At 57.0% G+C, this 23,948-nt stretch carries 29 protein-coding genes; 18 read left to right on the forward strand and 11 right to left on the reverse strand.

Annotated features, from left to right (window positions below):
- Positions 1-11: 11 nt before the first annotated feature.
- Positions 12-911 (reverse strand): hypothetical protein, encoded by a 900-nt coding sequence (locus ACIGFL_RS22735; RefSeq protein ID WP_236214158.1) that lies wholly within the window; start codon positions 909-911, stop codon positions 12-14.
- 214 nt (positions 912-1,125) lie between these two features.
- Between ACIGFL_RS22735 and ACIGFL_RS22740 the strand changes: the two genes are divergently transcribed.
- A complete protein-coding gene (locus ACIGFL_RS22740) occupies positions 1,126-1,512 on the forward strand; it encodes an antitoxin Xre/MbcA/ParS toxin-binding domain-containing protein (protein ID WP_041769752.1) in 387 nt (128 codons plus the stop codon).
- Positions 1,513-1,651: 139 nt separating this feature from the next.
- Complete coding sequence (locus ACIGFL_RS22745) at positions 1,652-1,876, forward strand: BPSL0761 family protein (RefSeq protein WP_273253145.1); 225 nt, start codon at positions 1,652-1,654, stop codon at positions 1,874-1,876.
- Between the two features lie 136 nt (positions 1,877-2,012).
- Here ACIGFL_RS22745 and ACIGFL_RS22750 read toward each other — a convergent pair whose 3' ends face one another.
- Together ACIGFL_RS22750 and ACIGFL_RS22755 are read right to left on the reverse strand one after the other, a co-directional pair.
- Complete coding sequence (locus ACIGFL_RS22750; protein WP_041769753.1) at positions 2,013-2,246, reverse strand: AbrB/MazE/SpoVT family DNA-binding domain-containing protein; 234 nt, start codon at positions 2,244-2,246, stop codon at positions 2,013-2,015.
- Positions 2,247-2,256: 10 nt separating this feature from the next.
- On the reverse strand, positions 2,257-2,547 hold the full coding sequence (locus ACIGFL_RS22755; RefSeq protein ID WP_013715607.1) for a helix-turn-helix domain-containing protein: 291 nt from the start codon (positions 2,545-2,547) through the stop codon (positions 2,257-2,259).
- An 82-nt stretch (positions 2,548-2,629) separates the two neighbouring features.
- On the opposite strand from ACIGFL_RS22755, the gene ACIGFL_RS22760 reads away from it, so the two are divergent.
- Complete coding sequence (locus ACIGFL_RS22760) at positions 2,630-3,067, forward strand: hypothetical protein (RefSeq protein ID WP_174237170.1); 438 nt, start codon at positions 2,630-2,632, stop codon at positions 3,065-3,067.
- Between the two features lie 58 nt (positions 3,068-3,125).
- Positions 3,126-3,722, forward strand: a complete 597-nt coding sequence (locus ACIGFL_RS22765) for a DUF6088 family protein (protein ID WP_080558749.1) — start codon at positions 3,126-3,128, stop codon at positions 3,720-3,722.
- A 59-nt stretch (positions 3,723-3,781) separates the two neighbouring features.
- Here the strand turns inward: ACIGFL_RS22765 and ACIGFL_RS22770 are convergent, their stop codons facing one another.
- Complete coding sequence (locus ACIGFL_RS22770; RefSeq protein ID WP_397498660.1) at positions 3,782-5,158, reverse strand: heavy metal sensor histidine kinase; 1,377 nt, start codon at positions 5,156-5,158, stop codon at positions 3,782-3,784.
- 2 nt (positions 5,159-5,160) lie between these two features.
- Positions 5,161-5,838 (reverse strand): heavy metal response regulator transcription factor, encoded by a 678-nt coding sequence (locus tag ACIGFL_RS22775; protein WP_004374688.1) that lies wholly within the window; start codon positions 5,836-5,838, stop codon positions 5,161-5,163.
- 206 nt (positions 5,839-6,044) lie between these two features.
- On the opposite strand from ACIGFL_RS22775, the gene ACIGFL_RS22780 reads away from it, so the two are divergent.
- From ACIGFL_RS22780 to ACIGFL_RS22815, 8 genes are all read left to right on the forward strand, one after another.
- The gene (locus tag ACIGFL_RS22780) at positions 6,045-6,404 is read left to right on the forward strand and encodes a co-regulatory protein PtrA N-terminal domain-containing protein (protein WP_003246763.1); all 360 of its coding nucleotides are present in this window, start codon (positions 6,045-6,047) and stop codon (positions 6,402-6,404) included.
- Positions 6,405-6,570: 166 nt separating this feature from the next.
- Positions 6,571-7,128, forward strand: a complete 558-nt coding sequence (locus tag ACIGFL_RS22785) for a plastocyanin/azurin family copper-binding protein (protein ID WP_003139550.1) — start codon at positions 6,571-6,573, stop codon at positions 7,126-7,128.
- A 147-nt stretch (positions 7,129-7,275) separates the two neighbouring features.
- On the forward strand, positions 7,276-7,809 hold the full coding sequence (locus ACIGFL_RS22790; RefSeq protein ID WP_003246762.1) for a plastocyanin/azurin family copper-binding protein: 534 nt from the start codon (positions 7,276-7,278) through the stop codon (positions 7,807-7,809).
- 79 nt (positions 7,810-7,888) lie between these two features.
- Positions 7,889-8,137: a DUF2933 domain-containing protein gene (locus tag ACIGFL_RS22795; protein ID WP_003246761.1), complete on the forward strand. Its 249-nt coding sequence runs from the start codon at positions 7,889-7,891 to the stop codon at positions 8,135-8,137.
- A gap of 5 nt (positions 8,138-8,142) precedes the next feature.
- Positions 8,143-10,506 carry a heavy metal translocating P-type ATPase gene (locus ACIGFL_RS22800; protein ID WP_012018611.1) on the forward strand — a complete coding sequence of 788 codons (2,364 nt, stop codon included), beginning with the start codon at positions 8,143-8,145 and terminating at the stop codon, positions 10,504-10,506.
- Between the two features lie 173 nt (positions 10,507-10,679).
- Complete coding sequence (locus ACIGFL_RS22805; protein WP_013715609.1) at positions 10,680-12,407, forward strand: ATP-dependent endonuclease; 1,728 nt, start codon at positions 10,680-10,682, stop codon at positions 12,405-12,407.
- Positions 12,397-13,824: a UvrD-helicase domain-containing protein gene (locus ACIGFL_RS22810; RefSeq protein WP_033725463.1), complete on the forward strand. Its 1,428-nt coding sequence runs from the start codon at positions 12,397-12,399 to the stop codon at positions 13,822-13,824. Before ACIGFL_RS22805 ends, ACIGFL_RS22810 begins: the two co-directional genes overlap by 11 nt.
- Positions 13,825-13,921: 97 nt before the next feature.
- A complete protein-coding gene (locus ACIGFL_RS22815) occupies positions 13,922-14,122 on the forward strand; it encodes a heavy-metal-associated domain-containing protein (protein WP_003246756.1) in 201 nt (66 codons plus the stop codon).
- Between the two features lie 19 nt (positions 14,123-14,141).
- Here the strand turns inward: ACIGFL_RS22815 and ACIGFL_RS22820 are convergent, their stop codons facing one another.
- From ACIGFL_RS22820 to ACIGFL_RS22835, 4 genes are read right to left on the reverse strand one after another with little or no spacing between them, the layout of a single operon-like run.
- The gene (locus ACIGFL_RS22820) at positions 14,142-14,456 is read right to left on the reverse strand and encodes a hypothetical protein (protein ID WP_004374672.1); all 315 of its coding nucleotides are present in this window, start codon (positions 14,454-14,456) and stop codon (positions 14,142-14,144) included.
- A 50-nt stretch (positions 14,457-14,506) separates the two neighbouring features.
- On the reverse strand, positions 14,507-15,301 hold the full coding sequence (locus ACIGFL_RS22825) for a DNA-binding domain-containing protein (protein ID WP_003246754.1): 795 nt from the start codon (positions 15,299-15,301) through the stop codon (positions 14,507-14,509).
- Entirely contained in the window at positions 15,298-16,134 is an 837-nt protein-coding gene (locus ACIGFL_RS22830) for a DUF692 domain-containing protein (RefSeq protein WP_004374664.1), read from the reverse strand. Before ACIGFL_RS22830 ends, ACIGFL_RS22825 begins: the two co-directional genes overlap by 4 nt.
- A gap of 44 nt (positions 16,135-16,178) precedes the next feature.
- Positions 16,179-16,439 (reverse strand): membrane protein, encoded by a 261-nt coding sequence (locus ACIGFL_RS22835; RefSeq protein ID WP_003460126.1) that lies wholly within the window; start codon positions 16,437-16,439, stop codon positions 16,179-16,181.
- Between the two features lie 283 nt (positions 16,440-16,722).
- On the opposite strand from ACIGFL_RS22835, the gene ACIGFL_RS22840 reads away from it, so the two are divergent.
- The 6 genes from ACIGFL_RS22840 to ACIGFL_RS22865 all read left to right on the forward strand — a co-directional run bounded on the left by ACIGFL_RS22840 (position 16,723) and on the right by ACIGFL_RS22865 (position 21,622).
- The gene (locus tag ACIGFL_RS22840) at positions 16,723-16,929 is read left to right on the forward strand and encodes a co-regulatory protein PtrA N-terminal domain-containing protein (RefSeq protein WP_003460125.1); all 207 of its coding nucleotides are present in this window, start codon (positions 16,723-16,725) and stop codon (positions 16,927-16,929) included.
- A 188-nt stretch (positions 16,930-17,117) separates the two neighbouring features.
- Positions 17,118-18,932, forward strand: a complete 1,815-nt coding sequence (locus ACIGFL_RS22845; protein ID WP_397498661.1) for a copper resistance system multicopper oxidase — start codon at positions 17,118-17,120, stop codon at positions 18,930-18,932.
- A gap of 12 nt (positions 18,933-18,944) precedes the next feature.
- Positions 18,945-19,256, forward strand: coding sequence for a hypothetical protein (locus ACIGFL_RS22850; protein WP_003246749.1), 312 nt, complete (start codon positions 18,945-18,947; stop codon positions 19,254-19,256).
- Positions 19,246-20,337, forward strand: coding sequence for a copper resistance protein B (locus ACIGFL_RS22855; protein WP_397487583.1), 1,092 nt, complete (start codon positions 19,246-19,248; stop codon positions 20,335-20,337). The genes ACIGFL_RS22850 and ACIGFL_RS22855 overlap by 11 nt, the downstream gene beginning before the upstream one ends.
- Positions 20,338-20,346: 9 nt before the next feature.
- Positions 20,347-21,189 (forward strand): cytochrome c, encoded by an 843-nt coding sequence (locus ACIGFL_RS22860; RefSeq protein ID WP_004374646.1) that lies wholly within the window; start codon positions 20,347-20,349, stop codon positions 21,187-21,189.
- Positions 21,179-21,622, forward strand: coding sequence for a DUF411 domain-containing protein (locus ACIGFL_RS22865; protein WP_003246746.1), 444 nt, complete (start codon positions 21,179-21,181; stop codon positions 21,620-21,622). The genes ACIGFL_RS22860 and ACIGFL_RS22865 overlap by 11 nt, the downstream gene beginning before the upstream one ends.
- 177 nt (positions 21,623-21,799) lie before the next feature.
- Here the strand turns inward: ACIGFL_RS22865 and ACIGFL_RS22870 are convergent, their stop codons facing one another.
- Positions 21,800-23,125: an OprD family porin gene (locus ACIGFL_RS22870; RefSeq protein WP_024616830.1), complete on the reverse strand. Its 1,326-nt coding sequence runs from the start codon at positions 23,123-23,125 to the stop codon at positions 21,800-21,802.
- Between the two features lie 157 nt (positions 23,126-23,282).
- Complete coding sequence (locus ACIGFL_RS22875) at positions 23,283-23,615, reverse strand: DUF2790 domain-containing protein (protein WP_017675718.1); 333 nt, start codon at positions 23,613-23,615, stop codon at positions 23,283-23,285.
- Positions 23,616-23,948: the final 333 nt, after the last annotated feature.

Genomic DNA, 23,948 nt, shown 5'->3' on the forward strand with positions numbered 1-23,948 from the left:
TCCTGCTGCGATTACTTTCGCGGAGGGAACATCAGGTCACCGTGCAGGGTACAGACAAGCCGATGGTCTAGCACATGGAACAATGCAGGGTTCTTATCGTCTTGGTCACCAACAAAGAAGAGATAGCTGCGCGATGTTTGCTTGGCTTTCTTGGCGTCCATGCCCTCCTTGCGGGCTACTTCTAGCTCATTCCTGAGGCGCGCGCATGCTACCGCTGACCACTCGCGCCAGTGGACGAGCACTTGGTAAGGCGAAAGCTCTCCTTCTACCCATTCCCCCGCATTGAGCGAGATGGTCAGGTGCTCGGGTGACTCGATGGCCTGTGACCATGCCAACTCGCCATAGAACACACGCGCTTGGGCAAACCGCTCAAAACCTTTAGAACGAAGTTTTTTGAAGGCGGTTTGATAGGTCGTCGGGGCGACGCCGGGGACTTCAAGCGAGAGATGCCTATCGTAGGGGAAGCGCAAAAATGCACGGCAGATCGGGCGAATACTGTTGGCTGCGCGCCGTCCCTCTCTGCGAGCTGTGTTGCCCGTTGCGTCCTGCTGACTAACGCTCTGCGTTCGTTGTTCCGTGCGAGGCAAGGCGGGGTCTACGATCGTTCGAGCATCAATCAGTTGTAAGCGGGCGGGGGACAAACCAGGGGAGGTCTCCAACTCGTGTTGGACACTTCCACGCTTGCCGCGAGCAATGACCTTCTTTTCTACCTCGACCCCACAACCCTGGCCGTGAGGGTCGAGAATAAAAAAGTGGGCACGATATAGATTCTCCGGCCGGTAAGAGCGCGGGAACACTTGGGTATTGCACCCGCTGCACAGGTACCCATCCGAGTTAACTGACGCCAACAGCTTGAGGTCTTCGGCCTCTACAATTTCCTGTGTAACACGATCACGAGCGTTGTCCATCACGCTTACTTCTCCATGGGTTGTGGGTATTCGCCTTATTCTCCGCCCAGCATACTGTCCGAAGAGATTGAGCTGTGAGGCAGTGTCGCAAAAAAAACCTGCGGTCCGCGAGCGGTCTCAGCGCACGAATGAACCTCCACATAAAGTGCTGGACGGTCCATTAATTAACCAGCGCCGATGTCGGGCTGGTGCCAACATACAACCAGAGGTTGCCATGATGAAAAGTCTTATCGAGCGACTTGGGCTGCCCCAAAGCCATAAGAGCCTGCATCAGGCGACCATGGCAGGACTCCCGGTTGAGCTAACCACGCGTTTGGCGGAAGAGCTGGGTATTGGTTCTTGCCTCGTGGCAGGCTGGATCGGCATCACTCCAGCGGCTTCCCTCATGACGCCTGCGGAGGGCGAGGCCTTCTGTCGGCTCGCGAATCTTGTCGACATGCTTCGGAACGTCTTGGAGGCAGATCAAGCCGCAGCGACTCGCTGGCTCACGTCGCCAAATATTGCGCTAGGAAACGTGCAGCCCGTTTCCCTGTTGAGCACCGAGTTCGGTGGCCGAGCTGTACACCAGGTGTTGCTCTCTATTGAGTACGGACTACCGGTTTGACTGACTCGCTGCTTTTGCTCTCGGTCAAGAGATCTTAGGCGTTGGCTTGCCGCCCAGTTGCGTCAGCATCGGCCACCTGTCATGACTCCAAGCGTATGCTGCCAGAGGAGTCCTGGTATTCATGGAGACGGAAATGACAATGCCGAATGAGCGCTCTCGCGCTGTGATAAAGACGCGAGATTTTCTCGTTGAACTGTCCCGAGATAGCAGCCTGCCTGAAAAGGTACGGCGAGATGCCAAGTTCCTTTTGCGGCACTTCCCTACGCAGGACGATGTGTTCCTGGCGGGGCGAATAGAAGAGCAGTCGGAGACCTTGCCACTGGGCGCAATGGGGCCAGTTTTCAGCTCCTCAATTACAGACTAGGTTCTCATCCCGCAGAAATGATAAAGGCGGCCTCAGGGGCCGCCTCGAACCAAGTTTCATCACCGGTACAGCGCCCGGGAGAGGAAGCTCTTGGGCTGCACACACAGAATAGCTGCAGGGGGATTGCGAAACCAGATTATTTTGAAGAGGGCTTTGGAGCGGAGGCTTCCCAGGTGCTCACCAGCTCATCAACCCTATCAGGGATCTGTGGCGATTTACTGAGCACAAGACAGCGGGCGGTACCGACATACTCTTCAATGAGGTAAAGGCTGTCCCCGACGTCGACCCCAAGCTCTTGGAGCACCTCGTCGGGAATGCGAATAGCTCCGTCACCATCCCAGTCTTCGATTACCACCTGCATCGATTTCATCTGCACATACCTACTCAGGTGACAGGCTGCTCTGAAGACTCATGATTTCTCGCTGGATCTTTTTCAGCAGCTCATCTGGCTTCAGTCCAGGCGTCTGCCGTTGGTACGCCAGAACCAGCAGCGTCAAAGGATGAATGCCGACAACCTCGGCAATCTGCTCAACCTTTTCAATCGATGGCTTCCACTTGCCGCGCTCGATTGCACTGATATAGCTCTGGCTGGGGCCCAGCCCTTCCTGGGGGAGATCCTTCAAATTTCTCAGATTCTTGATCACCAGACCAAGCGCTTCATTGAGTTCCATTTGCTGTCTCGCAAAAGGAACGATGAAGCCTTTTTAGCGTCTCTTGGGCTATGCTATATATAGCTTAAAAAGGGGTGTACTGATGTTTCTCACGTACAAGCGCGCTGAAATCGCGTATCCGCCGTTGTTTGGAGATGACTTCCAAATGTGGCGATTCGTCGAGCTCGAGGAGCATCGCCCTTGGTTTTACGTGGTGATCAATCGCCGCCGGAAGACCACCTCATGGCGGACGATGCTTCTGATTCCGACTGAAGAAGAGCTGGAGCACATGCTAGAAAAGCGCGCCGAGGGGACGCTAGTCGAGGCAGTCCAGGTTGTGCTGCCCGCAAGGATAAATGGGTCCAATGATTGGACAATGGAGAGGCTGACCGAGCTGGTAAGGGTCTATGATCCAGACGAACGAGTCTTGGGCTACGACTTCAAAACGGCATCAGGCCAGACCTACTCGCACAGGGACTGCCAGTACTCACAGGACGGAGCCAAGCGCCAGGTCTATTGTTCGATGATCTGTCCCGCATAAGATGGGCGCAGGCTCTCTCGGTTCTCGGTAGGGGCCACTCACTGCATTTGGCCGGCCAATGAAGGCTCTTCCCGAGAAAATCCTAGACATTATTCAACAGCTTCCAGAAGGCGAAGTTCTGACACCTGGCAGATTCGTGCATCAGGGACCTCGCCATGCTGTGCAGCGAGGGCTCTCTCGCCTGGTCGAAGGTGGAAAGCTGTTTCGTGTTGCTCGGGGCTTTTATATTGCTGCAGTCGAAACTCGGTTCGGCGCGCGCAAACTGGCACCGGAGATGATCATCCGCTCATTGGCAAATGTGCAGAGTGAGCTGATAGTCGCCACTGGGGCTAGCGTCTCCAATAAATGGGGGCTGACAACACAGGTTCCTGTTCGGTATGTCTTCCTAACCACCGGACGTTCTAGGGTGCTTCAGGTTGGCAAGACCACCGTATCGATTCGGCATGCGCCTCGATGGCTGATGGCTCTTGGCGCTACTGGAGCGGGGGATGCCATTCGAGCATTGGATTGGCTGGGCAAGGCAAGCGTAGGTGATGCCGTTTCAAAGCTTCATAAACTACTACCCGAGAGCGAATGGCGGGCTCTAGTGTCAGCTCACCGCTCATTGCCTGCCTGGATGGCGAAAGCCATATGCGCTCGGTCGAATTGCACCTGAGCTCGCTCTGTCAAGTTGGGCTAGCTGTCTGCTGTAGTCTACTTACCGGCAGACCGACATCAGCTGGGATGGGGAAGTTCAATGTGAAAGCCCGTGAGGCCAGCCACTGAAGTACACCAAATGCGGCCTTTGTGAGCCTCGATTATGGATCGGGTGATGGCAAGCCCGAGCCCGGCATTGCTCGGGCTACCTTCGCGTCGAGCAGGGTCTACCCGGTAAAAGCGGTCGAAGAGCTTCTCTAGATGCTCTGAGCTGATTGTGTCCCCTGGGTTCTCAATGCTGAAGGTTGTGGAGCCCGCTGTCTCGCGGATCAAAACCGAAATTGTATGTCCCGCCGGCGTGTAGCGCAGTGCATTGGACAGCAAGTTGGAGAGTGCACGATCAAGCATCAGCCGATCTCCCAGCACTTGGCCTGTGCCTGTGAGCGATAGTTCAATGCCATGTTCTTCGGCCAGAAGGTGGTAGTAGTCAAACAGCTTGAAGACTACGTCAGCCAGTTCGATCCTGGCCTGCTCGGGGATGATCAGGCCATTATCAGCCTTGGCCAGGAACAGCATGTCATCAATCATCCGAGACATGCGCTTCAAGTCCTCCAGGTTGGAGTAGAGATTCTCTTCATAGGCATTGATATCGCGTTTCTTGCTCAGCACGACCTCGGTGTGGGTCATCAGGTTGCTAACGGGCGTGCGTAGCTCGTGGGCAATGTCGGCCGAAAAATTGGAGAGCCTAACGAAGGCATCCTCTAGCCGAGCCAACATCGCATTGAAGGATAGAACCAGTTGCTGAAGTTCCCGCGGCACTGGTTCGAGAGGGATTCGTTCCTGTAACGAGCGAGCGGACATCCCGGAGGCCACATGAGTGACTTGCCGCAGAGGCCTAAGGCCGCTGCGAGCAACCACCCAGCCGAGTGTGGCACTGAACAGGGCGCTGATGACCAATCCAATCCAAAACCATCGTTGCAGCGTGTCGAAAAAGTGTGTGTGATCGGTGACGTCAAGAATCAGCAACGCAGTGAGCGGCTCAGCCTGATCGGCTACCGAGATTTGCTCCGTCATGCCACGGTACATGTGTTGGCCGTTCTGCCACTCCCACATGCTCTGCTCATTTGCACGTCTGAAACGCTCAGGTACTTCGACTGCTCTGGGGTCGGAAAACAGTACAGAACCGTCACTGGCCAGGATAGTGGCGGCCAGATCCTGATGGGCTCCCAGCAAAGCTCGCAACTGCGGTAATTCTTCCGAAAGGCTCGCTTCACCGCGAGCATTGTTGAGGATATGTTTGGCGGATTCGAGTTTCTCCACCAGGGCCTGCCGATCCAGCATCTTGAAGTGGTGCTGGCTGAGCATATTGAAACTCAGCCCTGCTACCGTCAGGACTGCAATTACCGCGGACATGAACATCAGGCTCATGCGTGCGGTCAGCGAAAGGTGCTTCATATTCACTCCGGAGCATCCATCATGTATCCCATGCCGCGGGCGGTATGAATCAGCTTGAGATCGAAATCGTCATCGATTTTTGCGCGTAGCCGGCGTACCGCAACCTCAATAACATTGGTGTCGCTGTCGAAATTCATGTCCCAAACCTGAGAGGCAATCAGCGACTTCGGGAGCACCTCGCCGCGCCGGCGCAGTAGCAGTTCCAGCAGTGAAAACTCCTTCGCGGTCAGGTCAATTCTTTTCCCGCCACGGATCGCACGCCGCTTCATCAGATCGACTTCCAGATCGGCAATTTTCATGGTGGTCTGCGTCGGCGAACCATTACCTCTGCGCAACAGCGTTCTGACCCTGGCCAGAAGCTCTGAGAAAGCAAATGGCTTGATCAGGTAGTCGTCCGCACCCAGCTCCAACCCTTTTACGCGGTCTTCCACACCATCGCGTGCCGTCAAGAACAGTACGGGGACGTCTTTTCCTGCTGCGCGCAACATGCGCAGCACTTCCCAACCGTCCAGCCCAGGCATCATTACATCCAGAATTAGCAGGTCATAGGCTTCGCTAAGTGCATGCTGAAGGGCATCTGTACCGGTCATAACCCGGTCGACATTGAACCCAGCCTCGGTGAGACCTTGCTGGAGGTACGTACCGGTTTTGGGTTCGTCTTCAGCTACCAGTAGTTTCATGTGTGCAGACTCCAAAAGTCGGGTGGCCTGAGTTTGCAGGTAAACCGCGGCCCCAACCAGAAGCTTACGAAAATGTAATTCTGACTTCAGCTCACTGACAGGGTGGCTTGTCTAGGGTGCAAGCATGAGTACTAGGTTGTGCTCTCGGCCCTCGACAGACCAAAAGCAGAGGTGCCGGCCATAGTTTGCACTGATGGAGACTGCCCATGAAATCGCTGAAACCTTTGCTTCTGGTTGGTTCGCTACTGCTGTCTTCCATGGCTTGGGCCGAAGGGGGCAGCGACCGTGTATTCGAGCGCATCCAGCAGATGCGCGACAAAGCAGAAGCCGTGCTGATCCAGGCGGAGAAGGCCCCGGTCGGCGAGCGGCATGTGCACATGAAGGAGCATATGAACATGCTCGAAGACATCATGAGCCAGCTGCACAACGAACATCCCGCGCCAAACATGTCTGCCGAAGAGCATCTGGCCTGGATGGAAAAGCATGACAAGCTGGTAGACGACGTGCTGGCTCAAATGATCCGCGAGCACAAGCTAATGATGGCCGACAAAGAGTGCCATCGATAAGGATTTTCCCATCTTCCAGGCCTTCCGTGATTGCTCCTTTGGCCTAGCGGCGCCTTTATGGCGCCGTGCTTTTTCCCAGCTGACGCAATTGTAGTTTTGGGGTCAGCGGCCTGGCAGCAAGCGGGGAATAGCATGAGATTTCCAGCACCCATCTCGAGGTCTCACCATGAAACGCTTACCCCTTAAACTGCTGATCAGCACTCTGTTCATCAGCACCACCTTTCCGGCATTTGCCGAGGTCGGCGGCAGTAGCAATGGCATTGGGCAGCAGGCCCAGGCGACGCCAGCGACTCGTACCATCTTGGTAAAGATGGACGACATCAACTACAGCCAGAAAACGATCGATGTGAAGCCAGGTGAAACCGTGCGCTTCGTTCTGAAGAACGAGGGCGCGTTGATGCACGAGTTCAACATCGGGCAGGCAGCGTCCCAGCTGGAGCACCAGCGCAAGATGGCGTCCTTGTTCAAGGACGGCACACTGACCCCGACCGGCATGGCCGAGCGCATTGTCTGGCATGAGCGTTATGGCATGGGAGACTCCAACCCTCCAGGCTATCCGGAAGTCATCAAAGCCAAGCATGACGACCCGAACGCGGTTCTCGTCGAGCCCGGCACAACCAAAGAGTTCGTGTGGACCTTCCCTAAGGCGGGCAGTTTGAGCTTCGCCTGTACATTGCCTGGGCATTACCAGGCGGGGATGGTCGGTGAGTTTGCTCTGCGTTAGTCCGGCATCGGTGCTACCCGTTGGCCGCGAGCTGGGTAGCACCGATCTGACGAACCTTACTGCGATGTAGTTTTCACGTCAGCGTACCGCCAGCTGCACCTCATTAGCATCGGGACTCATCCCTCCTCAACACCTCAGAGGCACACCATGAAACTCAGACCCGCTTTCATAATCACCACCCTTGGCTTGCTGCTCAGTGCTGCCAATGCGCTGGCCAGCCCGGGCCACAAGAAAGACAGTATTGGGCAACCGGGAGACGGTCAGGCAGTAGATCGCACCATCGAAGTCCGGATGGGGGACATCTTCTTCGAACCCAAAGCAATGGAGATCAAAGCAGGCGAGACAGTTCGCTTCGTCCTGAAAAATGACGGTGCACTGCTACACGAATTCAATCTTGGCAAAGCGGCATCCCATGCCGCGCACCAGAAAGAGATGGCCGCGATGTTTCAGAACGGCACGCTGTCCCCTACAGGTGCACATGACATGAGCAATATGGGCCATGCCATGGGCGGCATGAAGATGGTCGGTATGGAACACGATGACCCCAACAGTGTTCTTGTCGAACCTGGAGCACGCGAAGAGTTGATCTGGACCTTCTCCGCCGCCACCGAACTGGAGTTCGCCTGCAATATTCCAGGACATTATCAGTCGGGAATGGTCGGTAAGGTGACCGTACGCTGACGTTTATTGATACTCGCCAACTCCGTCCAGTCTGAGACACCTATAGTGATCCGGCCGCCATTGAAACGAGGCTATTGTCGTGGACCATACCCATCACACCAGTACCACTGAGCCGCCTTTTTGGAAGAGCAAGATTGGCATTGCGCTGATCATGCTGGCCGTAATCGGCATCTTCTATGTAGCGCGTGAGCATTACGGTCATCTTTCGCAGGCCCTGCCGTACCTCATCCTGCTGCTATGCCCGCTGATGCATCTGTTTGGCCACAATCACGGCGGGCACTCCCACTCCAGCAGCACCGCTGTTTCCAAGGACGAAGAAAGGACATAGATCGCATGCAAAAGACCTCCTGCCATCATGACCAGGATCATTCACATAACTCGCACGCCCACTCCGAGAGCCAGCGCGACCCGGTGTGTGGCATGGAGGTCAAACCTGATGGCCCTTATCGCGAGAGCTTTGAAGGGAAGGCCTATCATTTCTGCAGTGCGAAGTGCCTAGAGAAATTCCAAGCAGATCCTCATCAGTACATGAGCCATCAGTCTCATGGGGAGCATCACCAGCACGCGACTCCAGCACCCACATCGACACCTGTAGGTGCTGAATACACCTGCCCGATGCATCCAGAAATCCGTCAACCGGCTCCCGGAAACTGCCCGATCTGCGGGATGACGCTGGAACCTGTCATCCCGGAGCTGGAAGAGGAGGAAAATCCAGAGCTGAAGGACTTCTCGCTGCGGTTCTGGTGGACCCTACCGTTGACCGTCATCGTGACCGTATTGGCGATGGCCGGCCATTCCTTGCAACTGTTTCATGGCACGACCCAGAACTGGGTCGAGCTGGCTCTGGCGACGCCCGTGACGCTATGGGGTGGCTGGGTATTCTTCACCCGCGGCATTGACTCCATCCGCCACCGCAGCCCCAACATGTGGACCCTGATCGGTTTGGGAACGGCCGCTGCCTACCTCTACAGCGTGGCCGCTACCTTGGTTCCGCAGTGGTTTCCGGCGGCTTTTGCCCAGGACGGACGTATCGGCGTCTATTTTGAAGCAGCCGCGGTGATTATCTCACTCACGCTGTTGGGCCAAATGCTCGAACTCAAGGCCCGCTCGCAGACTTCGGCAGCCATCAAGTCACTGCTGAGGCTGGCACCAAAGACTGCGCGTCGCATCAAGCCCGATGGCCAGGAAGAAGATATTCCGCTGACACATGTCCATCAGGGCGACCACCTACGTGTCCGGCCGGGAGAGAAAGTCCCGGTGGACGGTACGGTTCTAGAGGGGGAGAGCGCCGTCGACGAGTCGATGCTTACCGGAGAACCGTTACCCGTGACCAAGCGGGTAGGGGATGCCCTTATCGGTGCCACCCTGAACACCCACGGCAGCCTGGTGATGGAGGCGCAGAAGGTCGGTGCCGAGACCATGCTGTCGCAGATCGTTCAGATGGTGGCCAGAGCCCAACGTTCCAAGGCCCCCATGCAGCGTATGGCTGATGCGGTGGCAGGGTATTTCGTGGTCGGGGTGATCCTGATCGCGATTCTGACCTTCTTCGGCTGGGGGCTATTAGGGCCGGAATCAGGCTGGGTATTTGGCCTGATCAATGCGGTGGCGGTGCTAATCATTGCGTGTCCCTGCGCTCTGGGTCTGGCAACCCCGATGTCCGTCATGGTTGCGACTGGCAAGGCCGCTAGCAGCGGTGTGTTGTTCCGCGATGCCAGCGCCATCGAAAATCTATGCAAGATCGACACGCTCATCGTCGACAAGACTGGAACCCTGACTGAGGGGCGTCCCGTATTTCATAGTGCGGAAGGGACAGGCGGTTACGACTCCAATGAAGTGCTGCGCCTGGCTGCTAGTCTCGACCAGGGTAGTGAGCACCCGCTGGCTCATGCCATCGTCGATCATGCGCGCGGTCAGGGCATTGCACTGGTCAAACCGGACACTTTCGAATCTGGCTCGGGTATTGGTGTGCGCGGCCAGGTCGATGACCATCAGCTGCAGCTCGGCAACACCGCACTGATGGACGAGGCGGGCGTCGATATTACCCCGCTGCGCAATCGCGCCGAGCAACTGCGTCTGGAAGGCATCAGCATCATCTATTTGGCCGTTGATGGTCGCCTGGCGGGACTCCTGGCCGTTTCCGATCCGATCAAGCCTACTTCTCAACAGGCTGTCTCCAAGCTTCAAAGCGAAGACGTAAAGGTCATCATGGCCACTGGTGATGGCCTCACCACAGCAAGAGCCGTGGCGAAGCAGCTCGGAATCGAGGAAGTGCATGGTGAGGTCAAACCGCAGGATAAGGAGAAACTGGTCGCCGATTTGCAGGGCTATGGCCGTCGTGTCGCCATGGCGGGTGACGGCATCAACGATGCGCCCGCCCTGGCCAGGTCTGACGTAGGTATCGCCATGGGCACCGGTACCGATGTGGCGATGAACAGCGCCCAAGTGACGCTGGTCAAGGGAGATCTGATGGGCATCCTGCGAGCGCGCACCCTGTCAGTGGCAACCGTGAAAAACATGAGGCAGAACCTCGCCTTTGCGTTCCTCTACAACGCGATGGGAATCCCGCTAGCAGCGGGGCTGCTGTACCCGCTGACGGGGCATCTTCTGTCGCCCTTGATTGCTGCGCTGGCGATGAGTGTCAGCTCGGCGTCGGTGGTCTTCAATGCTCTGAGGTTGAAATCAACGGACATCGGATAGGCTTCCATACCACCGACCAGGTGATTATTCAGAAGCGCATCTGACCGGAAAATGCCGTACGGTAGTTTCCGGTCCGACCTATCTGTCGCAACACATAGTGACGAGGTGACGTTCGATGGACTGTTGCCGCTGCGGGTAGGAGACTGGTCGTCGTTAACCCATGAGGACTCTCCGTGGCCCGCATTCGCAGACTGATTATCAGCAACTTCCGATCTATCCAGGCGCTCGACTGGGTGCCGGCCCCAGGAATTAACTGCCTCATAGGTCCTGGCGATAGTGGAAAGTCCAGCATTCTAGATGCGATTGACCTTTGCGTCGGTGCCCGCCGGGGCGGCACGTTCGGCGACATGGACTTCTTCGCTCTGAACGTCGAAACACCCATCACCATCAGTGTGACGCTTGGCGATTTGCCGGTATCGCTGATGGATATCGATGTTTACGGCGAGTTCTTGCGTGGATTCAATCCAGGAACGGGAGAAGTCGAAGACGAACCGCGAGCGGGGCTGGAGACCGTTATCACCTTGCTCCTGCAAGTTGGTGCCGATTTGGAACCTACCTGGACACTTTTTTCTGAGCGTGCGGAGCAGCAGCAACTCGAACGCACTCTTCCCTGGAAGGAACGAGCGGCACTAGCACCCGCCCGTATCGGCAGCTTTGCGAGTTCGAACTTGTCGTGGAGTCGTGGCTCAGTGCTCAATCGACTTACCGATGAGCGCGCCGAGCTTGGTGCTGAACTGGCGCGCGCCGCTAGGCAAGCAAGAGCGAACTTTGGCAATCAAGCAGCCGAACATCTGACCCAGACGCTTGAGGTCGTGCAACGCACAGCACAGCATCTTGGCGTTTCGGTCGGGGCTATGCCTCAGGCGCTCCTTGACGCACATTCTGTGTCGATTGGCGAGGGGGCGATCGCGCTGCACAGTGAAACAGGTATTCCGCTGCGCTCCCTTGGCACGGGCTCGTCACGCTTGCTAGTGGCAGGGCTTCAAAGGGCTGCGGCCAGCGCCGCGCCAATTGCCCTGGTTGATGAGGTGGAATACGGGCTTGAACCTCATCGGCTCATGCGATTCCTGGACTCGCTGGGTGCAAAGGACGCTGCCGCTCCGTTGCAAGTGTTCATGACGACGCACTCGCCGGTCGCGCTGCGCGAGCTGTCCGGCAGCCAGTTATTCGTTGTTCGGTCAGCACCTCAGCGCCACAGTGTTATGCCAGCTGGGGAAGCCAACGAGGTACAAAGTACCCTTCGGAAGGACCCCGAAGCATTCCTCGCCAAATCCATCATCGTTTGCGAGGGGGCCAGCGAGGTTGGCTTCGCGCGTGGCCTTGACCAATGGTGGGTCAGTCTTGGCGCTACCTCATTCCTGGCCCATGGCGGCGCGTATGTGGACGCCGGCGGGGGAAGCCCCGATAACAGTCTTATCCGGGGAACAGCACTTCTGAACTTGGGTTACCGCGTGATGGTTTTTGTAGATGCCGACAAGCCTTCGACCGCGGGGCTCGCTGAAGCATTCTTGGCCGCCGGCGGGCAAATTCTTACATGGCGACCAGGCCTCACGTTGGAGGACGAGATCTTCCGCCATCTCAGTGAGCAAGCACTCGATGCACTTCTGGCGAAAGCCGAAACAATAGTGGGTGCAGAGCTGATGAACGCACACATTCAGACGAAGTCCCAAGGCCGCGTGACGCTGAACGATATCCGAGCCAAGCGACTCGTGGATGGGTACTCACCTGAGAGACGAGAGCTGCTGGGAACCGCATCCCGTATCCGCAACAGCGGCTGGTTCAAGTCGCTGACAACCTATCAGGAGGTTGCAAGGGACATCGTCGGTCCGTCTTTACAGAACGCCGAACCGGGCTTCATGGCAGTCACGAATCAGCTCTGGACGTTTACAAGTGCCCCCTGAGATTGATCTTTTCGCTATCGAGCGTGGCTCCATAACGGCCCCCGCAGGTTGTGGAAAAACGCAATTGATTGCCGAGACGCTCATCGCGCATACGCAGAGCAAACCCATCCTCGTCTTGACACATACGAACGCCGGCGTTGCGGCCTTACGGGCGCGCCTGAGACGAGCCGGTGTTCCTAACTCCGCATATCGAGTCTCCACCATTGACGGATTCTCGATGCGCCTGATCGCTAAGTTCCCAGCGCGAAGCGGCCATAACCCGCAGATCCTACAGCTGCATCAACCCAATACTGACTACCCGGCAATTCGGGAGGCCGCCATGCAGTTGTTGCAGGCCGGTCACCTCGCTCAGCCCCTTCGCGCCACCTATGCACGGTTGCTTGTCGACGAGTACCAAGACTGCAACGTCGTCCAGCACGCCATCGTGTCTGGTTTGGCCCAGGTGCTTCCGACCTGCGTGCTCGGTGACCCGATGCAAGCCATATTCAGCTTCCGTGGCAATCGACTGGTGCATTGGGCGAATGAGGTGCAACCCCTGTTTCCCGCAGCGGGAGAGTTGAGGATACCGTGGCGCTGGCGGCTGGCTGGAGCTGAGAACCTCGGGCAGTGGCTGCTCGCCATAAGGCAACAACTTCAAGCTGGTCAGCCGGTGGATCTGCGCACGGCTCCAGCAGAAGTGCGTTGGGTGCAGCTAAACGCCGGAACCGAAGTTCAGCAGCGACTGGTGGCCGCGAGAACCGAAGCTCCCAACGCTCAGGGTAGCGTCCTCATCATCGGGGACTCCATCAACGTGCAAGGTCGCCATCAGCTCACGAGCCAGACACCCGGTGCCATGGCCGTAGAAGCCGTCGACCTGAGAGATCTCGTCAACTTCGCCAGGAACTTTGACTTGCAGGGTGCCAATGCTCTGGCACAACTTGTGGAGTTTGCTTCCAGCGTAATGACGGGGGTAGGTGCAGCAAACCTGCGAACGCGCGTGGAGTCGCTGCGTGCAGGAAGGGCCCGAACGCCTCCGACCGCGGCCGAGGCTGCGGCGATCGATTTCGTAGCAGCGCCAACATTGGGGCAAGCGCTCCGTGTGATCGATACGCTCGCTGAGCAGCACGGGGCACGTGTATACCGACCGGAGGTTCTGTACTGCTGCCGGTCTGCAATGCAAGCGGTGGTGGGAGGTGCTGCCGACTTTCTGAGTGCAGCCATTCAAGCGCGAGAGCGCAATAGACACCTTGCCCGACCGATCGCAAGACGCTCTGTAGGCAGCACATTACTTCTCAAGGGGCTGGAGGCGGATGTCTCGGTTGTCCTGCATCCTGAGCTTATGACCCCCCAGAATCTATACGTCGCACTGACGAGGGGCGCAAGGCATGTCGTGGTGTGTTCACCAACCCCCATCCTTACGCCCGTGGTAAACGGCTGATCCTTTTGTAGCGCTTACGGGCTTGACCTTGCCATCGTGTCAAGGTCGATGCTGTCCGTGCGGTAACTTGAGCCGCGGACGAAATGAGGTGAAAGACATGTTTAGTCTGAGTGTTGCGGGGATGGGCTGTGGCAGTTGCGTGAGCAAAATCACGAAGGCCATTCAAGCTCTGGATCAGGATGCACGAGTAGAAGTGGATCGAGCGGCCGGCAAGGTCACCGTTGAGAGCACAGAAAGTGCCGAATCGATCCGCGAACTCATCCAGGAGCTTGGCTATTCGGCCCAGGTCAGCGCTTGAGCGCTGACCTGCTATCCCACTAAATCTCCAGTTCTGAGAGCTCTTTTAGCCCTGGGATACTGGTGACCTCGTTGGTCATACCTTCTGAACCATCTCGGCCGCGAAGCCAGTTTGAGTGATCGCCTGGCTCGCGCATTTCCAGCGTGTCATAGGAGTACCGCTTGCGCTTGAACAGGCTTTTCAATGCAGCGAACTCGTGGCTTTTTTCGTCTTCTATGCCGACGACTTCTCCTGCAAGCCGCTCCCAGTGACCAACGCCGTCGGCCAGCATTGCCTGATAGGTCTCCGGGTCAAGCAAGGCTTGCTGTTTGAAATGAATGATGCGGTGAGTCATAGAAGCGCTCGGAGTGGCCAAAGAGAGAGCGCTAGCCTAAAGGTTCCGGGTCATTCGTGTAATAGCTGGCCGCGCTTTAGCAAACCGTCGTTGACCCACAACTTCAACCAGGTCGCGGCTTGCAAGGGAGCTTGCTCGCCATGCGTGGCGCTCAACGACTCGCAGAGTTCAGCGAACGATCCGCCCTCGATGAGAAACTGCAATGCCGAAGCCTCCGCTGGCTCCAGGCTCCGGTACTGGCAGACGAGTTCATGACGCCAAACAAGACAGGCTAGGTTCGTTGGCAGGCGGGTAACATCAGGCAGCAAGCTGCCGGACTTGGCGGCTTTCCACAACTCCAGCGTGTTGTACTGCAGCTGCAACCACCGGGCAGATGCAGTCAGGGAAACCCTGAGTGAAATCCAGTCTTCAGCCGAAAAATCACTCATGGTCTCCAGCGAAAGCGCTTCGACATCCTGAGCGTCGAAGGCCAGTGTAAAGGCCCATTCCAGTTCCGCGAGTTCGCGCATCGGCGATAGTTGGGGTTCTTCGACGTAGCTGCTAATGAACTCGGGCAGCTTCTCGCCCAGCCAGCGAATGCTGAAATGTCGTGGTGGCCAGGCGGCCAAGTAGGCCAGTGCGAGCTGCTCGAATGATTCGTTGCCGATCCAGTGAAGCAGGGCAGGGAAGTCTTCTCGCAAGACCGCAAGCAGGCGCGAACGGTAAGCGTTGTGGTAGATCTGCAGGCCTTCGAGAGCACTCAGCGCTGTGCTACCTCGGATCTGCTCCAAAAGCTCGTTGGAGGGCAGGGCACTGTCACCTGTCAGGTAAGTTTCAAATGCAGTCTGTAGGGCGATCAGGCTCAAGGGGTGGCCCCCGATATCACAGATTTGGCGATAGCACGGGCATGTGCTAATTCGGACAACAGCTCTTCCAGCGGCGGAAACTGGTCATCCCGCTCGATCAAGGTCGATGTCGGGCCCAAGTAGCTCAAAGTCTTGCTGTAGAGAGACCAAACCGGATCAGCGATGGGCTGGTCATGGGTGTCGATGAGGTACTGCCCGTAATCGCTGTGCCCGGCCAGGTGAATTTGCCGAATCCGCTCGTGCGGCAATTCCATGATGAACTGCCAAGGGTCGAAACCCTGGTTGCGCGAACTGACGTAGACGTTGTTCACGTCGAGAAGCAGCTCGCACCCGGTCAGGTAACTGAGCTCCGAGAGGAACTGAGACTCGCTCATGCTGGATGTTGTCCACTGCACGTAGGAGGAAACGTTCTCCAGCACGATGGGACGTTCCAAAACATCCTGCACCAAGCGCACCCGGGCCGCGACATGCAGCAGGCTCTCCTGGGTAAACGGCAGCGGTAGCAGATCGTGAAGTTGATGGGCGTTGCCTCGACTCCAGCACAGGTGATCAGACACCCACTGAGGCTGCACCCGATCCGCCAGCTGCTTGAGCTGTCGTAGGTAGTCTATGTCCAAGGCATGTGAGCCGCCAATCGAAAGAGATACTCCGTGCATCACCAGGGGGTAGTGCTCGCCGATCGCATCAAGGAAGTAGAGAGCCTTGCCGCCCTCCACCAGGTAATTCTCGGAAATGATCTCGAACCAGTCGACCGCAGGCCGTTCCTCCAGGATCTGCCGGTAATACTCGTTACGAAGGCCAAGACCGAAACCCAGAGTTTTGCGCTTACTCATTCGAGACTCCAGCAGGGGAGTGGCATGCACTCCCCTGAACCGCCTTATTCGCTGGTTTTGCCACCGGCTTCGTCACATTTGGTCTGGGTCATCAACTTGAACCCTTGGCCTTTGCATTCGCCTTGGCCTTTGCAGTCGTTTTTCGCGGTCATGCAGTCGTTCTGCCCTTTGCAACCATTGATCCCGAAGCACTTCACTTCTGCTGCTTTGGTTTCCTGAGCAGCCTGGACGGGCAGGGTGGAGAACAGGCTGGCGGCCACCAGAGCCAAGGCGGCACCGGTAGCTACGTTGGATTTGTTCGACATAGTGGCTATCTCTCTTGATTGTTTGATGGTCGCGATCCGTCGGTGCGAATGAACGAGTTAGCTCAGGCATTGCTACCGATCAGGCCCATGGAATCCGCAAGGCTGCGCGGGCAGGAAGACAGTACCGAGCCTTCAGGAGGGCCTACAAGAAAGAAATAGCAAACTGACAGAACTGTAATGTTCGGATCAGGTTGCTGACAGGGCGTCGTGGTTAACGTAGCTGCGAGCTTAACGCTCGTCCCCACTAGTTACAGGGGCTTCTAAACTTCTGAGGATTAACGAAATGAAATCGATCAAAACCCTGTTTGTAGTTGCTGCCCTGAGTGTTTCCAGCCTGGCGATGGCCGAAGGCGGTGCTGATCGCACGTTTGCACGCATGGAGCAGGCACGCCAGACGTCTCTGGAGGCCTACCGGGTGGCCCAGCAGCAGAAAGTTGAGGCTCCTGTAGCCAGCAGTCCAACCGAGCAAGCAGAGCACACCAACTGCTGAAGTCATCTACCTTACAGAAATGTAATCACCCGGATGGTTGAGATATGGCAGTTTCATACTGCTTGGTGTCAGGGGGAACTTGCGCAGCACGCAAGGCTTGAAGATCAAATCTCCCGACACTGGAGCAGTCAATGAACCCGAGACCGGATGCATATCACCGGCTCATCTGACGGATTGGACATAACGGCATGCAAAGCAAAACCACAAGACGTACTTTCGTCAAAGGCCTCGCCGCCGCCGGTATTCTCGGCGGCATGGGCATGTGGCGCACGCCGGTCTGGGCGGTGAACAGCCCCGGCCAGCCCAACGTACTGACTGGTAACGAATTCGACCTATTCATCGGTGAAACCCCGGTGAACATCACAGGCGCAGCGCGCACGGCCATGACCATCAACGGCTCGCTCCCTGGGCCGATTCTTCGTTGGCGCGAAGGCGATACCGTCACATTGCGCGTGCGCAACCGCCTCAAGGAGGACACCTCCATCCATTGGCACGGCATCATCCTGCCGGCGAACATGGATGGTGTTCCTGGCCTGAGCTTCCATGGCATCGCCCCTGATGGCATGTATGAGTACAAGTTCAAGGTCAACCAGAACGGTACCTACTGGTATCACAGTCACTCGGGGCTGCAGGAGCAGGTCGGCGTATACGGCGCGCTGGTCATCGATGCCAAGGAGCCCGAGCCCTTCAGTTACGACCGTGATTACGTCGTGTTGCTGAGCGACTGGACGGATGAAAATCCAACGCGGGTACTGGCCAAGCTCAAGAAACAGTCGGACTACTACAACCAGCACAAACGCACCGTTGGTGACTTCATCGATGACGTAAGCGAGATGGGTTGGTCCGCCGCCGTAGCCGATCGCAAGATGTGGGCCGAGATGAAGATGAGCCCGACGGATCTCGCTGACGTCAGTGGCTACACCTACACCTACCTGATGAATGGCCAGGCACCCAATGGCAACTGGACCGGCATATTCAAACCAGGCGAAAAGATCCGCCTGCGCTTCATCAACGCCTCGGCGATGACCTATTTCGATGTGCGCATCCCGGGCCTGAAGATGACTGTGGTTGCGGCCGATGGTCTGCACGTCAAACCGGTCAGCGTCGACGAGTTCCGTATCGCCGTGGCCGAGACCTACGACGTGATCGTCGAACCAGACAGCGAACAGGCGTATACCGTGTTTGCACAATCCATGGATCGCACTGGCTATGCGCGCGGCACCCTTGCTGTACAGGAGGGGTTGAGTGCACCAGTACCCAGCCCCGACCCGCGTCCGCTGATTGCCATGGGCGACATGGGTATGGATCACGGCAGCATGGGCGGTATGGATCACGGGAACATGGCCGGGATGGATCAGGGCAATATGGCGGGAATGGATCATGGCAGCATGCAGGGTGGCATGGCTGGTATGGATCACAGCCAGATGGCCGGAATGGATCATTCAAACATGGCTGGCATGGCTGGCATGGCTGGCAACATGCAGGCACACCCGGCCTCAGAGACCAACAATCCGCTGGTCGATATGCAGACCATGACGCCGACGCACAAGCTGGACGACCCAGGTATTGGTTTGCGAGACAACGGCCGACGCGTCCTCACGTACTCTGACCTGCGCAGCACCTTCCCTGATCCGGACGGGCGTGAGCCAAGTCGCACCATCGAGCTGCACCTCACCGGGCATATGGAGAAATTCTCCTGGTCCTTCGATGGAATCAAGTTCTCTGACGCCGAGCCTCTGCGCCTCAAGTACGGCGAGCGTGTTCGCATCACGCTGGTCAACGACACCATGATGACTCACCCGATCCATCTTCATGGCATGTGGAGTGATCTGGAGGATGCGAACGGCAATTTCCTGGTGCGTAAACACACCATCGACATGCCGCCAGGTTCCAAGCGCAGCTATCGGGTGACCGCCGATGCGTTGGGGCGTTGGGCCTATCACTGCCACCTGTTGCTCCACATGGAAACGGGCATGTTCCGTGAAGTCCGTGTGGATGAGTAAAGGAGATTTCTGATGAGTACTTTTATGAAGCGTAATGCCCTGTTTGGCAGCGCAGCGATGTTCAGTCTTTTGGCTGTTCTGCACGCGCCGACGTCATTGGCAGGTGAGGGGCACAGCGAGCACGAACAACATGCTGCCGAGTCGGCTGCGCCCGACGCCAGTGACAAGCCTGCAGATCAATCGAAAGGCAAGGCCGCTGGCCATCAGATGGATCATGGCGCCATGGATCATGAGGGTATGAACCATGACGATATGGGGCACGAGAAGATGATGGATAAGCATGGCGGCACCGAAGCCGAAGCAGGTTCGAACCATGACCACTAGGTTTTCACGCCCGTCCCTCATAGCGCTGGCCGTGTCGCTGAGTGCACTCAGCGGTGGCGTTACCCAGGCTGCGGAAGAAATGGATCATTCGGCAATGGGGCACGGCTCCATGTCGATGGACCACAGCCAGATGGGCCACGGTTCCGCCAAAGCGCCGATGGAGGGCATGGATCACAGCAAGATGGATCATGGTGCCATGCAGAGCGAATCGGGCAGCATGGACCATAGCCAGATGGGCCACAGCCAGAGCCAAGAGAAGGCCCCAGCCATGGACCACAGCAAGATGGGACACGGCACCATGCAGGGACAGATGGAGGGCATGGATCATTCGAAGATGAACCATGGCTCCGCTGAAGCCCCGAGAACTACCAGTCGTACGCCGATTCCCGTTCTGACGGATGCTGATCGCCAAGCGGCTTTCCCGCCACTGCCTGGCCACAAGGTGCATGACAGCGCCATCAACAGCTTTTTCCTGCTCGATCAGCTCGAATACCAAGACGCAGATGAGGGCAGCACCCTGGCCTGGGATGCGTCGGGTTGGGTAGGCGGTGATATCAACCGGGTCTGGTTCCGCTCCGAAGGCGAGCGTACCAACGGCGTTACCGAGGACGCTGAATTACAGCTGCTGTACGGCCGCTCGATCGGCCCTTGGTGGGATGTCGTCGCGGGCGTTCGCCAGGACTTCAAACCGGAGTCGCCGCAGACTTGGGCCGCCTTCGGTATCCAGGGCATGGCGCTTTACGCCTTTGAGGCCGAAGCCACGGCCTTCGTCGGCGAGAATGGCCAAACTGCTGCCCGACTGGAGGGCGAGTACGACATTCTGCTGACCAACCGGCTGATTCTCCAGCCAACTGCCGAAATGAACTTCTACGGCAAGAACGATCCTGAGCGAGGTGTGGGGTCTGGGTTGGCAAATACCGAGCTCGGCTTGCGTCTGCGTTACGAGATTGTCAGGCAGTTTGCCCCCTATATCGGGGTTTCCTGGAGCCGCTCCTATGGCAACACGGCAGACATGGTGCGCGACGAGGGCGGTGATGTAGACGAGGCGCGTTTTGTCGCCGGTATCCGGATGTGGTTTTGAGAACCTGACATGAAAAGAACAATTAAAACTTTGGTGGCGGCCGGCGTGGTCGGTAGCACAGCTGTCCTGGCCGGCGCCTACTTTGGCGTGGTCAACGTGGGGGCCGACGATCCCCATTTTCCTGCAGTGCATGCGTTTCTCACGATGGCCCGTGACCGCTCTATCGAAGTCCGTTCGCGGGACATCGAGGTTCCCAACCTGGATGATCAAGCTCTTATTCGCGCCGGTGCGGGCAACTACAACTCCATGTGTATCGGCTGTCATTTGGCGCCAGGTGTGGCGGAGACCGAGCTAAGCCAATCGCTTTATCCTGCGCCCCCCAACCTCGCCAAGATCGGTGTCGATGGCAATCCGTCAGCAGCGTTCTGGGTGATCAAGCATGGCATCAAGGCAACGGGTATGCCTGCGTGGGGCAAGAGCATGGGAGACGAGTACATCTGGGGCATGGTTGCCTTCCTCAACCAACTGCCGGCGATGGATGCCAAGCAATACCAAACACTCGTCGCATCCAGTGGCGGCCATCAGCACGGTGGTGGGGAAACGCAGATGCATAACCATGAAGGACAGCACGGCGACAACAAGCCTGGCCATCATGACAATAGTGGCGGTGGCGATGACCATCATGGATCAGGTGATGCTGGAGAGCCTGGTCATCACGATGCCGCGGCTACGGATAGCGAGGGTGGCTCCGCACCTAAGGCAGGTCACCATTCGGATATGAGTGGCGATGACCACCATGCTGGGGATGAGGCGTCGTCCAACGGAGGTGATCATCACGCCGAGCAGGCTCCGAACGCCTCGCCCAAGCCCCACACCCACGCCGATGGCAAAGAGCACGTACATGAAAGCTAAATATCTGGCCTTACTGGCCGCTCTCTCCGTCACGTCTGCGGTTCAAGCAGCTGATGCCCTGACGATTGATGTCCATCGTGATGCCAATTGCGGATGTTGCAAGAAGTGGATTTCACACCTCGAAGCGAATGGCTTCAAAGTCGTCGACCATGTTGAAAGCAACATGACAGCAGTGAAGCAAAGACTGGGCGTCGCGCCACGGTTAGCGTCTTGCCACACCGCGGTGATTGACGGCAAGTTCGTCGAAGGTCATGTGCCGGCGGCTCAGGTCATCGAACTCACCAAGCGCGATGATCTGCTGGGCATCGCTGTTCCCGGGATGCCGGCGGGCTCCCCCGGCATGGAAGTCGATGGCGTACAGCATGCCTACCAGGTCATTGGCTTGACCAAGACGGGTTCTGATCAGGTCGTTGCAGAATATCCCGCCCAGTAGTACTGCCTGCCAGCACGGCCGCTTGTGTGTAGTGGCCGACTCATTTTCATACGTCCTTTAACCTAAGTAAAAAAGGCGCCCTAGGGCGCCAAGGGCTGTCTCCAAACCAAAGGAGCACTACGAGGGGACAGCAGGACCAAGGAGCGAGCGGGCAATCAACCCGCTCGCTTGCCAGGGTTAGAGAACTTCCAGCGGGTACTCGACAATCAGGCGGAACTCATCCAAATCCGACTCGAAGTCGGTGGCGCGAGTCGTGGCTTGTCGAATGCGAAAGGACATGTCCTTCAACGACCCAGACTGCACAACGTACTTGGCCTCGATGTCCCGCTCCCAGCGCTTCTGGTTGGTCAACGGATCGCCGTTGTCATCACGGCGCATATAGACTTCGTTGGCGTTGCTGTAGTCGGCATCCCAGCCCTGGGCATATCGAGTCATGAAGCTCAATCCAGGCACACCGAAAGGCTCCATATCCAGGTCATAGCGCACTTGCCATGACTTCTCCTTCGGCGAGTTGAAGTCGCTGTACTGGATGGAGTTGTCGAGGTAGATGGAGTCCGATTGGCGCAAGTAGTCGAAGTCATCATCGCCATTGTTGCGCTGGAGACCCACCAGCACTGTATGAGCGCCGAATTGGATGCCGACCTTGCCGCTCCAGATGTTGTTATCGAAGCTCCCGAGGAGCTGCCTCCCTTCATCGACCGCCTTGTAGTAGTTCAGCCCGCCGATCAAGGCGACATCGTCCGCAAGCGGGTAGCTCAGCGTGGTGCCCGCGTAATATTGATTCCAGGCATCCTTGAGGCGGCTGGTGTAGAGACTAAAGCCGACGTTGTCATTAAGCGTGTAATCACCACCGAAATAGGCGATCCATGGCGAGTCCACTTCGCCCGCGTAGAAGGTAGCGAAGCCGTCGCGCATGCTGCTGGTATTGGGTTGGCTCATCGAGTGGAGGCGACCGCCCTGAAGCGACAGTCCTTCCACGCTGCTGTTGACCACGGTGACACCTCGGAAACTCTCCGGTAAAAGCCGTGCATCACCGTATTGGACGACCGGGCTGACGGGAAAGACGTCGCCTACCTTGATCTCGGTATCCATGAACCGAGTTTTCACCGCGCCCCCCAGTTTGGAGTAGTTGTCCTCAGCCTGCCCGAGGCTGTTGTAAGGCATCACGTCGACTGAGCCGCCTGCTCCAGAACGGCCGTCGCCGGTGTCAAGCTTGAGCCCTAGCATGGCAAAGGCATCGACACCAAAGCCTATGGTGCCCTCGGTGAAACCAGACTCGAATCTGCCTATCACGCCATGCGCCCACTCTTCCGAATAGCCATTACCCGAGCTGCTGGACTGGCCTTTACGGAAATCGCGGTTGAAGTAGAGATTTCGATTGAGAATGGTCAGGCTGCTGCCTTCGATAAATCCCTCGCCTTTCTCGCCGGCGGCCATTGCAGCTTGCCCGGTACTGACGCTCAGAGTGAGCAGAGAAAGTCCTAACAGGGTTCTGTTATTCATAAATGCTCCTGATGTTATTGGCAGTTGTCATTGTGTGGTCGCATATATGTGCCAAGCGCGCCGGGCATAGCCAGGCACGCCTTGGTCATATTTCCACATGCCAAATAACGTCAGGGTGACTTGGAAATTACATTTCAGTCAGCGCGATGTCATTTATCTAGTTTTGATTACGGCAACCTGTCCCGGCTGCCCGGTATTCAAGAATATTCAGATCGCCATTGGAGTCCTCGTAGGTCATCTGGGCCGGCATCACACCGCAGCTAGAGTCCGTCGGGGTAGTGGCCACGACCCTGGCGATATCGAGTTTCATGCCGTAGCGGTAATGAATAACTTCAGGCGGATTCTTTCCGTTAGCGGCAGCATACTCTTGCATGGCCTGCTCATTGGCCTGAATCATCCGACCATAGACACGATCAGCGCCGCCTTCTGCCAGAGCTGCAGAGGAAACAACCATAGCGGAAAGTGCAGCAATGACTTTGAGGTTTTTCATGTTTAATCACTCCTTCAAGGTGGTGATTAAAATATAAACGCAAGACCCTGTCACAAACGTGAAGCGAGAATTACATTCCTGTAATGGATCTAAACTCTTTGAGAGTAAAGGTTTTGATACGTCAGTTATGTTTGGCACTCGTCAGAGCAATTACAGGCGTCGGCTACCGAAGATAACAATTTCTACCCAGGTATCAGTGAGTGGGTCATTGGAAAGTCAGCTTTGGTGAGGCGATCGTTAGGGAAGGTCTGAAGTAGCCCTGTATTTCCGGTCAACTTCAGCCCTCGCTGCTTTTGAAAGCGGGCCGTCGATCAAAATCGACCAGGTAACCCG

Origin of the sequence: Pseudomonas sp. NPDC077649 (assembly GCF_044542855.1) — a bacterium.
GTDB lineage: Bacteria > Pseudomonadota > Gammaproteobacteria > Pseudomonadales > Pseudomonadaceae > Aquipseudomonas.

Bases quoted from the DNA above. Each gene is read 5' to 3' on its own strand.
- ACIGFL_RS22740 (WP_041769752.1), top strand. From the start codon at position 1,126: ATGAAAAGTCTTATCGAGCGACTTGGGCTGCCCCAAAGCCATAAGAGC.
- ACIGFL_RS22745 (WP_273253145.1), top strand. From the start codon at position 1,652: ATGCCGAATGAGCGCTCTCGCGCTGTGATAAAGACGCGAGATTTTCTC.
- ACIGFL_RS22750 (WP_041769753.1), bottom strand. From the start codon at position 2,246: ATGAAATCGATGCAGGTGGTAATCGAAGACTGGGATGGTGACGGAGCT.
- ACIGFL_RS22755 (WP_013715607.1), bottom strand. From the start codon at position 2,547: ATGGAACTCAATGAAGCGCTTGGTCTGGTGATCAAGAATCTGAGAAAT.
- ACIGFL_RS22760 (WP_174237170.1), top strand. From the start codon at position 2,630: ATGTTTCTCACGTACAAGCGCGCTGAAATCGCGTATCCGCCGTTGTTT.
- ACIGFL_RS22765 (WP_080558749.1), top strand. From the start codon at position 3,126: ATGAAGGCTCTTCCCGAGAAAATCCTAGACATTATTCAACAGCTTCCA.
- ACIGFL_RS22770 (WP_397498660.1), bottom strand. From the start codon at position 5,158: ATGAAGCACCTTTCGCTGACCGCACGCATGAGCCTGATGTTCATGTCC.
- ACIGFL_RS22775 (WP_004374688.1), bottom strand. From the start codon at position 5,838: ATGAAACTACTGGTAGCTGAAGACGAACCCAAAACCGGTACGTACCTC.
- ACIGFL_RS22780 (WP_003246763.1), top strand. From the start codon at position 6,045: ATGAAATCGCTGAAACCTTTGCTTCTGGTTGGTTCGCTACTGCTGTCT.
- ACIGFL_RS22785 (WP_003139550.1), top strand. From the start codon at position 6,571: ATGAAACGCTTACCCCTTAAACTGCTGATCAGCACTCTGTTCATCAGC.
- ACIGFL_RS22790 (WP_003246762.1), top strand. From the start codon at position 7,276: ATGAAACTCAGACCCGCTTTCATAATCACCACCCTTGGCTTGCTGCTC.
- ACIGFL_RS22800 (WP_012018611.1), top strand. From the start codon at position 8,143: ATGCAAAAGACCTCCTGCCATCATGACCAGGATCATTCACATAACTCG.
- ACIGFL_RS22815 (WP_003246756.1), top strand. From the start codon at position 13,922: ATGTTTAGTCTGAGTGTTGCGGGGATGGGCTGTGGCAGTTGCGTGAGC.
- ACIGFL_RS22820 (WP_004374672.1), bottom strand. From the start codon at position 14,456: ATGACTCACCGCATCATTCATTTCAAACAGCAAGCCTTGCTTGACCCG.
- ACIGFL_RS22830 (WP_004374664.1), bottom strand. From the start codon at position 16,134: ATGAGTAAGCGCAAAACTCTGGGTTTCGGTCTTGGCCTTCGTAACGAG.
- ACIGFL_RS22835 (WP_003460126.1), bottom strand. From the start codon at position 16,439: ATGTCGAACAAATCCAACGTAGCTACCGGTGCCGCCTTGGCTCTGGTG.
- ACIGFL_RS22840 (WP_003460125.1), top strand. From the start codon at position 16,723: ATGAAATCGATCAAAACCCTGTTTGTAGTTGCTGCCCTGAGTGTTTCC.
- ACIGFL_RS22845 (WP_397498661.1), top strand. From the start codon at position 17,118: ATGCAAAGCAAAACCACAAGACGTACTTTCGTCAAAGGCCTCGCCGCC.
- ACIGFL_RS22850 (WP_003246749.1), top strand. From the start codon at position 18,945: ATGAGTACTTTTATGAAGCGTAATGCCCTGTTTGGCAGCGCAGCGATG.
- ACIGFL_RS22855 (WP_397487583.1), top strand. From the start codon at position 19,246: ATGACCACTAGGTTTTCACGCCCGTCCCTCATAGCGCTGGCCGTGTCG.
- ACIGFL_RS22860 (WP_004374646.1), top strand. From the start codon at position 20,347: ATGAAAAGAACAATTAAAACTTTGGTGGCGGCCGGCGTGGTCGGTAGC.
- ACIGFL_RS22865 (WP_003246746.1), top strand. From the start codon at position 21,179: ATGAAAGCTAAATATCTGGCCTTACTGGCCGCTCTCTCCGTCACGTCT.
- ACIGFL_RS22870 (WP_024616830.1), bottom strand. From the start codon at position 23,125: ATGAATAACAGAACCCTGTTAGGACTTTCTCTGCTCACTCTGAGCGTC.
- ACIGFL_RS22875 (WP_017675718.1), bottom strand. From the start codon at position 23,615: ATGAAAAACCTCAAAGTCATTGCTGCACTTTCCGCTATGGTTGTTTCC.